The sequence below is a fragment of the Acinetobacter amyesii genome (genome assembly GCF_002018365.1).
In the GTDB taxonomy this organism is placed as follows: domain Bacteria; phylum Pseudomonadota; class Gammaproteobacteria; order Pseudomonadales; family Moraxellaceae; genus Acinetobacter; species Acinetobacter amyesii.
The window spans coordinates 112100-126411 of sequence record NZ_MVKX01000009.1; the positions used below are offsets into that span (position 1 = coordinate 112100).

The window sequence follows — 14312 nt, forward strand, 5'->3', positions numbered from 1 at the left end:
AAGCCCTGCACATGCAGGGCTTTTTCATGGGTTTAAGCAAATCTTGAGCTGATCAAAATCACGCCCACCACAAACTGATTAATACACCTGTTACGACAAAGCCCAAGATGGTACTCATCAACAAAGGCGTTAAGGTCTTTTCATTTAAGCCATAAACTTGTCCTAGCATGGCAAAAATCGTCGGCATCGGTAATGCGGCAATAATCGTCCCTGCATATAACATCTCTTGGCTGACATCGGTCAAATAGCGTAAGCCAAAATAAGTCAGTAAAGGCATCACCAAGTTGCTTGAAATCACCAAATAGAAACTCTGAGCATTCACATACTTCAAGCTCATGCCGACAATCCCACCACCAATTGCAAACAGCGCCAGTGGTGAAGCTGTTTGACCTAACATCGCCAGTACATCATTGATTTGATGTGGCAAACGGATTTGGAAAATTGCAAATCCAATCCCTAACATTACCCCTGCAAAGAGTGGATTTTTTAACAGGGTCAATAAGGTATTCTTGATGATGTCGCCAATATTGGCTTTTTGCTGTGAACTTCCTAATTGCGCAAGGACCAGCACCGTTGGAATCAGTAGCACACTTTCAATAATGACGATTAGTGAGGTATAGGTCATCGCATTTTGACCAACCAACAAGCTTAGGACTGCAGTGCCAATTAAGCCTGTATTTGACATGCCAGCGCCTAGTGACAGTACCGCTGTTTGCGACATATTATTTTTAAAATGTGTCGACAATAGCCAATAGGCCATGCCATACAATAAAAATGTGACTCCGGTATAAACAAAGAAATAGCCGGGATACCAAATTTGATGCAAATCTTTAGAAGCTAATGACTGAAAAAACAAAGCCGGCAGTGCAATTTTAATCACAAATGCACCAATGGTTCCAACTTGTTCTTTGCTCAATAAACTGCATTTTACAGACAGATATCCCAAGGCCAAAAGAAAAAAGATTGGACCAATCACCTCAAAGACCATACGAAATATCCTGTGTAATAGACTCTTCCATCCACACCCTCAACCTGAGAGTGTAGATCGAACCTCTATTTTGAAAATTAGAAAGCCGTAAATTGACTTCTTTGTGCATGCGGCTGACAGCGTAAGTACTGCGGAGAAATTTTTAAATTTTCACCGAGTTCAGCAGCGGCATGCCATGGCCAACGCGGGTCATATTGAATTGCACGAGCAAGACCAATCGCATCTGCCATGCCATATTGTAAGATGCCTTCGGCTTGCATTGCTTCGGTAATTAAACCCACAGCAATTACGGGAACCTGAACGGCTTGCTTTATGGCTTCAGCAAAAGGCACTTGATAACTGGCTTGTAATTGAATTTTTTGCGCAACATCTAAGCCGCCACTAGAAACATGAATATAGGCTGTGCCTAGTTGTGCAAGCGCTTTTGACAAACCAATTGCCGAGTCTAGATCCCAACTCGGTGCTTCAGTATATTCCATCCAGTCGGTTGCGGAAATACGTACCCCAATTGGATAATCTTCAGGAACGGCATTTTTCATGGCTTGGAACACTTCAAGCGTCAGCCGAATGCGATTTTCCAGACTGCCGCCATATTCATCGCTACGCTGATTCGACAATGGCGACATAAATTGATGCAGCAAATAACCATGTGCGGCATGTAGTTCAATTAAGTCAAAGCCTGCATCTACCGCGCGTTTTGCTGAATCGGCAAAGTCTTGAATGATCTTTTGGATTTCATCTCGACTTAAAGCATGGGGGGCATGATCTGTGACATTAAAGGGCAAATCACTTGCTGAAACAGTTTGCCATCCTTGAGGATGATCTGGTGGTAGTTGTCCACGTCCTGCCCACGGTTTATCTGTCGATGCCTTACGACCCGCATGTGCCAGTTGGATAGCAAATGGCATAGGTGAAAGTGATTTCACCTTGGCCAATAGTGCCTTCATCTGTGCGCGTTGCATATCATTCCAAAGACCGAGGTCTGCATAGCTAATGCGCCCCTCTGCCTGTACAGCCGTTGCCTCGATGATACATAGTCCAGCACCTGACAAAGCATAATTCGCCCATTGTTGCTCATGCCAATAGCTTAACTTCCCTTGCTCATTGGCAGAATATTGACACATGGGTGCAATCACGATTCGATTACTCAGCCCCAATGTTCCAAACTGAATTGGTTGAAATAACAACGCCACATCACTCTCCTTTTAGAAGGCTTTGGTCACACTTAATCCTGCACTCCAATTCAAACCATCCGCTGGTTCAAAGAAGCGTCCGTTTCCATCATTGACGATCACTGAGCCGACATAGTTTTCATCAAACAAATTATCTGCACGTACATAGGTTTTGACTTTCCAATCTGCTTGTTTCCACACATAACCTGCGTTGGCAGAAACCACGGTATAGCTCGACGCGGCATCACTGTTGGCGTCATCGACATAGACTTTATCCATATAGCGAACATCTAGGCCGGCATTAAAGCCAATATCTGGCTGCCAATTCAGTGCGGCAAACGCTTGGTTTTTGGCAATACCCGGTATGTAGGTGCCTTTGACGACATCACTGTCAGGAATTGCGGCATCAAAAGTGGCATCGATATAACTGTAACTTGCTTGCGCACTTAAATCTCGCCATAGCTGTTTATTCCACGAAAGCTCAACACCTTCACGTAAGGTTTTATCGGCATTTTTATAGGTTGCACGACCATTGATACTTCCTGCAGAGACGATGTCATCTTGGGTTTTACTTTGGAACACCGCTGCCGTGAAATTCCCCCATGCATTTTGTGATTTAAGCCCAAGCTCGTAGTTATCGCTACTGGCTGGTTTTAAATCAAAATTCATGCCGTCATCTTTAGAATAGGCCATTTCTGTAAAGGTCGGTGTTTCAAAACCTTTGGCATAACTGGCATAGGCATTGAGTTGAGGCGCAATATTCCAACTTAATGCTGCTGACGGTAAAACTTTGTCATAGTCAGTTTTACCGCTGTCATCCTTATTTAAACCCACGACATATTTATCGTCAGATTCATAATGAACATTGCTATATCGTAGCCCTGTATCTAAAGTCCAATTGGGTAAAAAATTCCACGAAGCTTGTACATAGGGGTCTAAATTCCACAAGGTATTATTTTCATTTCGACGAATATTGCCTTTCTTGCCAAAATTTCCATTGGCATCAAAATTTTCATAGCCCTTACGGTCTTCATCCATATAATCAAAGGCAAGGCCTGCAGTAAAACGCGTATTCGGCAAGAGGTCTTTGCCTGTCCAGCGAATATCTGTTCCATAATAGTCACGGCTAAAATCAATCACACCGCCTGCATGGCGCGCATTATTTTGTGGATTTTGGGGGATGGACTGATACTGCACCACATCACGTTGCCCCATATACACCATTGCATTAAGTTCATGCTGCTCATTCAATGGTTTTTTCCACGTCAACCCAGTTTGAGTTTGGTTAATTTCCTTACGTACATCATAGGTATTATTGGCATCATTGACCTGTTTCGGATTTTGACGCAATTGCTCCCGATTCAGACCTTGTGGATCATCGGCATTAATATCCACATGATTCACAATCCAATTGACCTTGGAACCATCATCCAGATCCCAAGTCAGTTTTGCATTGCTAAGTACCTTATTTGCAGCACTATGATCACGGTAGCCATCGGTTTCAAAATAAGAAGAACTCACGACATAGCTAGGCTCATTGGCCTGTTCTGAGCCACCTTGCAACACAATGTCAGCACGACTTTTATTATGACTGCCGCCCGAATAGCCGAGTTCGATAGAGTCTTTTCCAGTACCTTGCTTGGTCGTTGTTAAGATCGCCCCACCCGAAGAATTACCGTATAAAGAGGAAAATGGCCCGCCCAATACCTCGATATGATTTAAGCTACTCATATCGATATTTGACGTCTGTCCCTGACCATCAGGCATGGTCGCAGGGATTCCATCAACATATAAACGGATACCACGCACACCAAAGGTTGAACGTGCGCCAAAGCCTCGCATAGACAGTTGCAAGTCTTGTGCATAGTTTTCACGGTTATTCAGTTGCAGTCCGGGCACACCTTTTAAGGTTTCAGACAGATTCACGCCAGTATTGTTATTATTTTCAGCCTGCTGTACCCGATATACCGATGCAGGTGTTTTTAACCACGTGGTATTGGTTCGTGGTGCTTCAATGGTAATCTCAGGAAGTAAAACAGGTTCCGTAGAACCTGTTTCTGCATACAGCTGCTGGCTAATACATGCCGTCAGGCAAAGTAAATGTGTCTTAAATGATGTGACGTTAAATTTACTTTGCATAGAGCACCTATTTTGACATTAGAAGATTACCTTAGAGCTTAAACCAATTAGGAAAGCATCATCAACTCGATTTGTTGAGCCTGGGTTAATCACATATTGTAAACTTGGACGAATCATCAACCATTTCGTCGGGTTATGGCTATAGTTCAACTCGACATTATACTCTGCACTTGCATCAAATTTCTCAGCAGAAAGTCGATCATTGACATGCACACGGTTCACGCCCAGGCCAACCATATCGTTAGGCAAACGATCGGTCAATCCAATGTATTTCAAACCCAACTGCTGTGAATTATCAACTTTTGTGGTGACACGATCATGCCAAGTAAAATTGGCAAAACTATGCAAACCACGTTTGCCTTCACCTGTAGACGTTAACTGTTGTTCAATCGCTACCCAACCACCAAAGGTACGATCTTCAGCTTCACCCGAAATAATGTCTTTTTGATTTTTTACATTATCTGCAGTGTTGTACATCGCACCAAAGCGGTAGCTGCCCGGTAAGCCATTGACCAATGATTTTGGTGTCCAAACCAATTCTACGGGAATGGTTACGCCATCAGCATGATCTGTATCTAGACTCCAACCTTGACCTTCTGCTTTGGCATTACCATTGTCAGGGTTAAATTCATAAACACCGACTTGTGCCGCAAGTTCTGGCGTTGCTTGGTATTTCACACGTCCACCCCATTGTGAAACTGGGGTATTCATCCACATAGAACCTTGCCATTTACCCATTTGTGCAGCACAAAAGGCATTACTGGCAAAATCACACGCCATCACGTTAAAGTCCATACCGACACCAAGACGACCGGCTTTAACACTAATACCTTGTTCTTTAAAATTCTTTTCAATCGATAATTCAGTTAAGCGACTGTCCTGATTACCACGACCAAAATTGGCTTGTGCATTTGCCAATTGAGGAACATCTCCTTGCAAATCACGAACTGAGGTACTTTGACCTTGACGAGCAGTCATTACGGCACGCACAGTCACACCATCCCAACCTGCGAGTTTTTCCATATCAAGCTGTGTACCTAACCACAATTGGCTAGCTACCGTTGCTGAATGTCCCGGATTACGACCGCCATCAGCAAGATAGGCAGCATCAGCAGCAATATTGGCCTCAAACTTCACACCTTGTTGTGCAAGTTCGGTACGTTTACCATCCCAATCCCCGAGCATATACTGACCTTTAGTGTCGAATGCTTCTGCGGCGTGAACATGTGTCATGGCTGCTGCAACAAATGCAGGTAGTAGAGCTAGACTGTATTTTTTCATGGTAAAACCTAAATCTGGAGAGAGTCTCTAGACAAGCCACAAGGCTTGAAATCTAATGTCACAAAAATTACATAATTTTTCACGTTCTATCTCAGCATTATTTTTATCATTCACAAAACTTTAATTTATCAATAAATGAATTTAAATAAATCTATTGTTATGAAATTTATTTAGTTATTATTTTTCAATATCTTATATTTGTTCAAAATTAAATTTTAAAATTCCGATTGCTTACTTAAACTCATCATCGTGACTTATTGGTTTATTATTCTCACAATTAATAATCAATAAACTATTCATACACTCCCTCAGACCGCGATGAAACTTGCATTCTGTTGGGCTAGACCCAATAGTATGCATAACTTGAATGACCCATTGCTTCGACCTTTATGCCTGAATTACCAGAAGTAGAAACCACTAAAACCAGTTTATTGCCATTATTGAATGAAAAGGTTCTCAAAGTTGAGGTTTTTCAGTCGAGCCTGCGTTGGCCTATTCCTGACGACATTCAAAAACTCGTCGGACAAAAGCTGCTTCAGCTCAGCCGTCGATCAAAATATATTTTGGCTGAATTTGAACAGGACAGCATGTTGTGGCATTTAGGCATGTCTGGCAGTTTTCGGATTTGTGAGGGTCATGAAGAATTACGAAAGCATGATCATCTGGTAATTCATTTTGAAGATATGCAATTGCGCTATCACGATCCACGTCGCTTTGGCTGTATTTTATGGTTAGATGCATCGTCTCAAACTAAACTGATTGACACGCTTGGCCCTGAACCGCTGAGTGATGCGTTTAATGCTGAATACTTATTCCAAAAATTTAAAAATAAGCAGACCGGCATTAAAGTATCGATCATGGACAATCATATTGTGGTCGGAGTCGGCAATATTTATGCAACGGAAAGCTTATTTAACCTCGGCATACACCCTGCGCAGCCTGCTTCGAGTTTGAGTTTTGAACAAGTTGAAAAAATGGTCATCGAAATCAAACGCATTTTAAAACAGGCGATTGATTTAGGCGGTTCAACTTTACGCGATTACAGCAATGCAATGGGCGAGAATGGTTATTTCCAACAAACCCTACTCGCCTACGGACGCGCAGGTGAAATGTGCATCAACTGTGAAACCACATTGCAAAATATTAAGCTTGGACAGCGCGCTTCGGTGTTTTGCCCTGAGTGCCAACCTTTAAAAAAGGTTAAAATGCTGAGTAAGAAAACCCTGAAAGGAAATAAAGCATGAAGTCTGCGATTGTTCGCCACATCTTAGTCAAAGATAAAGAACTATGTGAGCAACTAAAAAAGAAAATCAAAGGCGGTGCAGACTTTGCCAAAATTGCGAAGCAGCATTCGACATGTCCTTCGGGTAAAAAAGGCGGCGAGCTTGGCGACATTAAAAAAGGCCAGTTGGTTGGCCCAATTGATAAAGCGGTTTTTACCCTACCCGAACGTGAACTGCATGGTCCAATCAAAAGCCAATTTGGCTGGCACTTACTAGAAATTAAATTCCGTATGGATTAAGCCGCTGTTTACAGCAGTCCAACTTAAAACGCAGCCCTTAAGCTGCGTTTTTCATTTCATACACCCAAGCGGCTTTTGCTCACCTGAATCTAGCTGTACATTCACTTTGACACGTTGATACTGCATACCTTCAAATTCATCCAAGGCAGGCCAATGCTGCGAGAGATTTTCCGTACTGAAATAATAGCCTTCAACAAGAGGTGCTTCTTGATCGAGCACAATCGCGGGCAAACCTTTATCCGGCCCCCAATCTAAAGTATGTACCACTCCGTTGACTGTGGCCTTCTGCCATGTGCCGCCAATATTTTCTAACCAATGTGCATTTTCACGGTTTGGGCACAAAGTCCCATAGACAAATAAATGGTTCATCCACGTTCAAGCCGTTTAAAAAATCAGCAGCTATCTTAGTGAGATTCAAAGACAAGCTCCAGTATTTTGATGCTCAATCCGCTTTTCTTTCAGACGAAAAAAACGGCACAAAATGTGCCGTTTAATTTGCAGTAAAGCTTAGCCTTTACGTTTTAATTCATCACGAATTTCACGTAGCAATTCGATATCTTCTGGTGTTGCTTCTGGAGCTGGCTCTTCAACTTTTTGACGGCGCACTTTGTTCATCAATTTCACTAACCAGAACACCACCCATGCCAAAAGCAAGAAGTTGATTAAGATGGTTAGGAAGTTACCATATGCCAAGACATTTAGGCCCGCATCTTGTGCAGCTTTGAGCGTGGTGAGGTTATTTGGATTATCGCCTAAAACAACGAACCAATTTGAGTAATCAACATCACCGCCCAAGATCCATGAAATCAATGGCATTACGATATCTTTCACCATTGAGTCGATAATTTTACCGAACGCACCACCAATGATGACACCGACAGCCAAGTCCATCACGTTGCCTTTCACGGCAAATTCTTTAAATTCTTGAATAATACTCATGTGATCTCCAGAAATTTTTTTCAGCTTTAATTTTGTGACGAAGTATACATTATATCTGTATAACTATTTCCACCTAATTTACTTGGTTTTTATTAGATTCTAAATGCCATGTATAAAAATTCACACAAAACATTTTTCACTATAGTAATTCACTCTATTAAAAAGGATTTATCAATATTATGCATGTCGGATCAAATGAATAAAGTCATTCAAGTTTTCCCTTTTTATTCAAAACACCCATGCATAAAAAAACCGCTAACCTAAGTCAGCGGTTTTTTTTGAAACTGTAAAATTAACCGTTACGGTTACGTTTACGTTCGTTTTCAGTCAACCAGCGTTTACGGATACGGATTGACTTAGGAGTTACTTCAACTAATTCGTCATCTTCAATGAATTCAAGCGCTTGTTCAAGCGTATATTCAATTGCAGGAACAAGAGTCAACGCATCATCAGTACCAGAAGCACGTACGTTAGTTAACTGTTTCGCTTTAGTTGGGTTAACAGTCATGTCGTCTGAACGTGAGTTAATACCAACGATCATACCTTCATAAACTTCTAACTGTGGACGTGCAAATAGACGGCCGCGGTCTTGTAAGCTGAACAATGCATAGCCCAAGCAAGTACCTTGAACCATAGAAATCAATACACCGTTTTGACGTTTCGCAACAGTACCTTGTTTCATTGGACCGTAGTGCGAGAAGCTTGAAGTCATGATACCTGTACCTGAAGTCATTGTTAAGAATTCAGAACGGAAACCAATCAAACCACGTGAAGGAACAGTTGCTTCAATACGGATACGGCCTTTACCGTCAACTTCCATATTGGTCATTTCACCTTTACGGTGACCCATTTGTTCCATTACAGCGCCTTGGTGCTGCTCTTCAACGTCAAAAGTTACGTTTTCGTATGGCTCTTGTTTTTCACCATCAATTTCTTTGATGATTACTTGTGGACGTGATACGCCCATTTCGAAGCCTTCACGACGCATGTTTTCAATAAGAACTGAAAGGTGAAGCTCACCACGACCAGACACTTTGAAACGGTCAGGACTGTCAGTATCTTCAACACGTAATGCTACGTTGTGAATCAATTCGCGATCTAGACGTTCACGGATATTACGTGAAGTTACGAATTTACCTTCTTTACCAGCAAACGGTGAGTTGTTTACTTGGAAAGTCATCGATACTGTAGGTTCGTCTACAGAAAGTGCAGGTAAAGCTTCAACAGCTTTCGGATCACAGATTGTGTCAGAGATATGAAGTTCATCAATACCCGTTACACAAACGATATCACCAGCAGAAGCTGATTCAACATCGATACGCTCTAAACCATGGTAACCCATGATTTTTAAGATACGACCGTTACGTGTTTTACCGTCTTTGTCGATTACAGTTACAGGAGTGTTTAATTTCACTGAACCACGTTGAATACGACCAACACCGATAACACCTACGAAGCTGTTATAGTCAAGTGAAGACACTTGCATTTGGAATGGACCGTCAACGTCAACCGCTGGTGGTTCAACGATGTCTACAATTGTTTCGAACAATGGAGTCATGTCTTCAGCAAGTTCTTCTGGAGATGGACCAGCCACACCACGAAGACCTGAAGCATATACAACTGGGAAGTCTAACTGTTCGTCAGAACCACCAAGGTTGTCGAACAAATCAAATACTTGGTCAATTACCCAGTCTGGACGAGCGTTTGGCTTGTCGACTTTGTTAATAATTACGATTGGTTTTAAACCACGTGCGAACGCTTTTTGCGTTACGAAACGAGTTTGTGGCATTGGGCCTTCTTGAGAGTCAACAAGAAGAAGTACGCAGTCAACCATTGACATTACACGTTCTACTTCACCACCGAAGTCGGCGTGTCCCGGGGTATCCACGATATTGATACGGTATTCAGTGTTAGTACGCTTGTCTAACCATTTGATTGCAGTGTTTTTTGCAAGAATGGTAATACCACGTTCACTTTCAATAGCGCCAGAATCCATTACACGTTCGATCTCGCCTGCGCGATCGCCAAGAGCACCTGATTGCTGTAAAAGTTTGTCTACAAGAGTAGTTTTACCATGGTCGACGTGCGCGATGATGGCAATGTTACGGAGAGTTTTAATATCTGACATGTGAATTCGATACGCCTAAAGTTTGAGGGCAAATTATACAGAAAAAATATAGATTTTAGTAGTGACAGTTTATTGACAATCGCATTTTTTTTGACGACTGGCACGCTTTTGGTTTTGTAAAGCTGTGTAAACAGATTAGAATAGCGCCACCTAGCCTTAATTTTCAGTGCCGCATGTCTGATTTAAACCAATCTCCCGAAGCAAAAGATCAACTCGATTTAGTCTATGGATTGAATGATCGACCAAAACCTTTTATTGCTTTCCTCGCTGCGTTCCAACATTTATTGGCCATTATTGTCCCAATTGTGACGCCGGGTCTGCTGATCTGTTTGGCACTTGGCGTGTCAAAAGAAGACACCAATATGATTCTTTCGATGTCATTGGTGATCTCTGGTATCGCAACCTTTTTACAATGTAAAAAAGTCGGCCCATTTGGTGCAGGTCTACTGATTGTACAAGGAACCAGCTTTAACTTTATTGGTCCTATTATCGGTATTGGTTCTGCAATGGTTGCGGCAGGTACACCTGTAGAAGCAGTTATGGCATCTATCTTTGGTGTGGTGATCGCGGGTTCATTCATTGAAATGGGTGTGTCACGAATTTTACCGTGGGTGAAAAAACTAATTACCCCGTTGGTAACAGGTATTGTGGTGCTATTGATTGGTCTGACTTTAATTAAAGAAGGCCTGATCAGCATGGGTGGTGGTTATCAAGCCATGGGCGATAAAACATTTGCCAATGCAGACAACCTCATCATGTCTTGTACCGTTTTGGCACTGATCATTTTACTGAATCGTGTGCGTATTACATGGGTAAAAAGTTCTGCCATCCTGATTGCCTTAGTCGTGGGTTACATCCTTGCAGGCTTTATGGGTCATTTAAACTTTGATGGTTTAAAAGATGCGCCACTGGTTCAAATTCCAACACCGATGCACTTTGGCTTAAGCTTCTCTTGGAGCTTGTTCATTCCAATGGCATTTATCTACCTTGTGACATCTTTGGAAGCAATTGGCGATATTACCGCGACTTCTAAGCTTTCAAATCAAGCTGTCGATGGTCCTGAATGGATGAAGCGTATTAAAGGTGGTGTATTGGTGAATGGTGCAAACTCATTCCTTGCCGGTATCTTTAACACGTTCCCAAGTTCTGTTTTCGCGCAAAACAACGGTGTTATTCAGTTAACAGGTGTTGCAAGCCGCTATGTGGGGATTTGGATTGCTGCCCTTTTGGTTATTTTAGGCTTACTTCCTGCTGTAGCTGGTGTCATTCAGGCAGTTCCACAAGCCGTGCTTGGTGGTGCTGTGATGGTGATGTTTGGTGCTGTGGCTGCCTCTGGTATTAATATCTTGTCAGGCATTCATTTAGACCGCCGCGCACTATTAATCATTGCGATTTCATTGGCATTGGGTCTAGGTGTTGCACAAGTACCACAAATCCTTGAACATCTTCCTGAATTGTTCCGTAATATCTTCAGTTCAGGCGTTGCCACTGGTGGTATCGCTGCCCTTATTTTGAATATTGTTCTTCCTGAAGTGAAGAAGTAAGTTCATTTGTCAAAGAACACTGCCTAGGTTCCGCCCTAGGCAGTGTTTTTTATGATGGAGAAATCTATGGATCTCACAAGTGAAGTCGTTATACGACAGATCGATTTATTACAAGATCGCGTGCTTTTCGTAAATGCACCGACAGATGACTTACTCAGTCAATTGAATGACAATATTAAGCCATCGATTTGGTGCTGGAATTTTAATGATTTTCAGTACTTTCAAAATCAACAGTCAAACGTCCATTTTGGTGTCGATTTTCCTGAAGGTCAGTTTGATCAAGCGGTTATTTTTGTTCCAAAATCAAAAGAACTGCTGAATTATTTATTACACAATGTCGCAAGTCATCTTGCTCAAGGTGCGTCTATTTTCCTCGTGGGTGAGAAAAAAGGCGGTGTTGAACGCGCTGCAAAACAATTACAGCCCTTTGGTAAAACCCTAAAAATTGATAGTGCGCGTCACTGTCAAATGTGGCAAACCCTATTGGAAAAAACTGTAACACTGAAGCCACTACAAGATTGGGTGCAAAAATATCCAGTTGAAACCCCAAATGGTGAGCTTACGATTTGCGCACTGCCTGGCGTATTTAGCCAGAACCGTTTAGATGTGGGTACGGCTACCTTATTGCCTTATTTATCACAAGTCACTTCGGGCAAAATTGCTGATTTTGGCTGTGGAGCGGGTGTCATCAGTGCTTATTTAGCCAAACTGAATCCTAAAAATCGTATTTTTGCCATGGATGTAGATGCCTTTGCACTAGCGTCTACACAAATGACATTTGAACAAAATTTGCTTGAACCTGAACAACTTGTGATTAAAGCGGTCACAGGAATCGAGGATGCTCCATTATTTTTACATGCCATAGTCAGCAATCCACCCTTCCATCAAGGGATTCAAACCGACTACAATGCCAGTGAAAATCTATGCAAAACTTCGCGCAGACATTTGAAGTCTGGGGGTGAGCTTTGGATTGTTGCCAACCGATTCCTCAATTATCCGACTTTAATTGAGCAGCATTATGGTCAATGTACAATCAAAGCCGACCAACAAGGATTTAAAGTCTTGTTTGCGAGCACGCAAAAAAATCTTAAGGAACAATGATGAGCGAAACTCAAAAACCAGCTCAGCTTCAGCGTAAGTTGGGTGCTCGCCATCTCAACATGATTGCAATTGGTGGATCAATTGGTACAGGTTTATTCCTTGCCTCAGGTGCAACCATTGCCAATGCAGGCCCGGGTGGCGCCCTGCTCGCATACTGCTTAATTGGTATCATGATTTACTTCTTGATGACCAGTTTAGGTGAGCTTGCAACACATAACCCAACTTCGGGTGCATTCTTTACCTACGGCACCAAATATGTCGAGGGTGGTTTCGGCTTCGCTTTGGGTTGGAACTATTGGTACAACTGGGCGATTACCGTGGCATTTGAATTGGTTGCAGTCCAATTCATTATGAAATTCTGGTTTCCAGATATTCCGGGCTTCTACTGGAGTGCGATTTTCCTCGCAATCGTCTTTGCCATTAATGCGCTGACCGTAAAAGGCTTTGGTGAATCCGAATTCTTCTTCTCGCTTGTTAAAGTGCTCGCAATTGTTGCCTTTATCATTATCGGTCTGTTTATGATTGGCAAAATCATGTTGACACCGGGTGTAGAAACATTTGCCAATTGGAGTAAGGGTGAAGCCCCATTTGTCGGTGGTTTATCTGCCTTGATTGGTGTGGCCATGATTGCCGGTTTCTCTTTCCAAGGGACTGAAATGGTTGGTGTGGCTGCAGGTGAATCGAAAGATCCTGAAAAGACCATTCCTATTGCCATCAAGCAAATTTTCTGGCGTATCTTGTTGTTTTATATCGTGTGTATTTTCATTATCGGCACATTGATTGCCTACGATGATCCACGTTTATTACAAGCGGCATCTTCTGAAAATATTGCGCTGTCACCATTTACTTTACTGTATGAAAAAGCAGGTTTTGCTTTTGCTGCATCGGTGATGAATGCAGTGATCTTGACTGCGATTTTATCAGCGGGTAACTCTGGTATGTACTCCTCTACCCGTATGCTGTTTGATATGGCACGTAAAGGCAGTGCGCCGAAAGTCTTTGGTCGCCTAGATGCACGTGGCGTACCAATGAATGCACTTTATGCAACGACGGCGATCGCGGCACTGTGCTTCTTAACCACATTTATCGGTGAACAAGCGGTATTTAACTGGTTACTGAACATGTCAGGTATGTGTGGCTTTATTGTGTGGCTCGGTATTGCAGTTTCACATTATCGCTTCCGTAAAGGCTACTTGGCTCAAGGCAACAAATTGGAAGACCTTGCTTACCGTGCAAAATTCTTCCCATTTGCACCGTGGTTTGCCTTTATTTTGTGTGCCATCGTGGTCCTTGGTCAGAACTATCAAGCCGTTTTAGATGGTGAATGGTTAGCCGTTGTTTCTACCTATATTGGTATTTTCTTATTCCTTGCCATTTGGTTCGGTTATAAGTGGAAACACAAAACAAAGTTGGTTTCATATCAAGAAATGGATGTAAAACCAATGAAAGTTGATCAAGAATAATGTGATCACTGAATAAAAATAAGCAGCCTAAGGGC

Annotated in this window: 11 protein-coding genes and 1 pseudogene; 5 read left to right on the plus strand and 7 right to left on the minus strand. The window is 42.3% G+C overall.

All coding sequences use genetic code 11. From position 1 onward, the window contains the following. Positions 1–58 precede the first annotated feature (58 nt). The 4 genes from B1202_RS13570 to B1202_RS13585 form a co-directional block, all read right to left on the minus strand. Positions 59–988, minus strand: coding sequence for an AEC family transporter (locus B1202_RS13570; RefSeq protein ID WP_078191143.1), 930 nt, complete (start codon positions 986–988; stop codon positions 59–61). 77 nt (positions 989–1065) lie between these two features. Beyond that, positions 1066–2181, minus strand: coding sequence for an NADH:flavin oxidoreductase/NADH oxidase (locus B1202_RS13575; RefSeq protein ID WP_078191144.1), 1116 nt, complete (start codon positions 2179–2181; stop codon positions 1066–1068). A 12-nt stretch (positions 2182–2193) separates the two neighbouring features. Next, positions 2194–4299, minus strand: a complete 2106-nt coding sequence (locus B1202_RS13580; RefSeq protein WP_078191145.1) for a TonB-dependent receptor — start codon at positions 4297–4299, stop codon at positions 2194–2196. Positions 4300–4317: 18 nt separating this feature from the next. After that, complete coding sequence (locus B1202_RS13585) at positions 4318–5580, minus strand: carbohydrate porin (protein ID WP_078191146.1); 1263 nt, start codon at positions 5578–5580, stop codon at positions 4318–4320. 389 nt (positions 5581–5969) lie between these two features. On the opposite strand from B1202_RS13585, the gene mutM reads away from it, so the two are divergent. Both mutM and B1202_RS13595 read left to right on the plus strand, forming a co-directional pair. Beyond that, a complete protein-coding gene (gene mutM, locus B1202_RS13590; protein WP_078191147.1) occupies positions 5970–6824 on the plus strand; it encodes a bifunctional DNA-formamidopyrimidine glycosylase/DNA-(apurinic or apyrimidinic site) lyase in 855 nt (284 codons plus the stop codon). Then, the gene (locus B1202_RS13595) at positions 6821–7102 is read left to right on the plus strand and encodes a peptidylprolyl isomerase (RefSeq protein WP_067764891.1); all 282 of its coding nucleotides are present in this window, start codon (positions 6821–6823) and stop codon (positions 7100–7102) included. Before mutM ends, B1202_RS13595 begins: the two co-directional genes overlap by 4 nt. A 37-nt stretch (positions 7103–7139) precedes the next feature. Here B1202_RS13595 and B1202_RS13600 read toward each other — a convergent pair. The 3 genes and pseudogenes from B1202_RS13600 to typA all read right to left on the minus strand — a co-directional run bounded on the left by B1202_RS13600 (position 7140) and on the right by typA (position 10169). Beyond that, positions 7140–7471 (minus strand): annotated as a pseudogene (locus B1202_RS13600) (gamma-glutamylcyclotransferase family protein). A gap of 138 nt (positions 7472–7609) precedes the next feature. Beyond that, complete coding sequence (gene mscL, locus B1202_RS13605) at positions 7610–8041, minus strand: large conductance mechanosensitive channel protein MscL (protein ID WP_078191149.1); 432 nt, start codon at positions 8039–8041, stop codon at positions 7610–7612. Positions 8042–8333: 292 nt separating this feature from the next. Beyond that, positions 8334–10169 carry a translational GTPase TypA gene (gene typA, locus B1202_RS13610; protein ID WP_078191150.1) on the minus strand — a complete coding sequence of 612 codons (1836 nt, stop codon included), beginning with the start codon at positions 10167–10169 and terminating at the stop codon, positions 8334–8336. Positions 10170–10342: 173 nt separating this feature from the next. Here typA and B1202_RS13615 point away from each other — a divergent pair, with 173 nt between their 5' ends. The 3 genes from B1202_RS13615 (at position 10343) to B1202_RS13625 (ending at position 14277) form a co-directional block, all read left to right on the plus strand. After that, a complete protein-coding gene (locus B1202_RS13615) occupies positions 10343–11713 on the plus strand; it encodes a uracil-xanthine permease family protein (protein WP_078191151.1) in 1371 nt (456 codons plus the stop codon). 66 nt (positions 11714–11779) lie between these two features. Further along, positions 11780–12814, plus strand: coding sequence for a methyltransferase (locus B1202_RS13620; RefSeq protein WP_078191152.1), 1035 nt, complete (start codon positions 11780–11782; stop codon positions 12812–12814). Beyond that, complete coding sequence (locus B1202_RS13625) at positions 12814–14277, plus strand: amino acid permease (protein ID WP_078191153.1); 1464 nt, start codon at positions 12814–12816, stop codon at positions 14275–14277. Before B1202_RS13620 ends, B1202_RS13625 begins: the two co-directional genes overlap by 1 nt. Positions 14278–14312: the final 35 nt, after the last annotated feature.

What these genes read in the sequence shown, in the direction of transcription:
- B1202_RS13585 (WP_078191146.1), bottom strand. Translation starts at nt 5,580, where the DNA reads ATGAAAAAATACAGTCTAGCTCTACTACCTGCATTTGTTGCAGCAGCC.
- B1202_RS13615 (WP_078191151.1), top strand. Translation starts at nt 10,343, where the DNA reads ATGTCTGATTTAAACCAATCTCCCGAAGCAAAAGATCAACTCGATTTA.
- B1202_RS13595 (WP_067764891.1), top strand. Translation starts at nt 6,821, where the DNA reads ATGAAGTCTGCGATTGTTCGCCACATCTTAGTCAAAGATAAAGAACTA.
- B1202_RS13625 (WP_078191153.1), top strand. Translation starts at nt 12,814, where the DNA reads ATGAGCGAAACTCAAAAACCAGCTCAGCTTCAGCGTAAGTTGGGTGCT.
- mscL (WP_078191149.1), bottom strand. Translation starts at nt 8,041, where the DNA reads ATGAGTATTATTCAAGAATTTAAAGAATTTGCCGTGAAAGGCAACGTG.
- B1202_RS13570 (WP_078191143.1), bottom strand. Translation starts at nt 988, where the DNA reads ATGGTCTTTGAGGTGATTGGTCCAATCTTTTTTCTTTTGGCCTTGGGA.
- B1202_RS13580 (WP_078191145.1), bottom strand. Translation starts at nt 4,299, where the DNA reads ATGCAAAGTAAATTTAACGTCACATCATTTAAGACACATTTACTTTGC.
- B1202_RS13620 (WP_078191152.1), top strand. Translation starts at nt 11,780, where the DNA reads ATGGATCTCACAAGTGAAGTCGTTATACGACAGATCGATTTATTACAA.
- mutM (WP_078191147.1), top strand. Translation starts at nt 5,970, where the DNA reads ATGCCTGAATTACCAGAAGTAGAAACCACTAAAACCAGTTTATTGCCA.
- typA (WP_078191150.1), bottom strand. Translation starts at nt 10,169, where the DNA reads ATGTCAGATATTAAAACTCTCCGTAACATTGCCATCATCGCGCACGTC.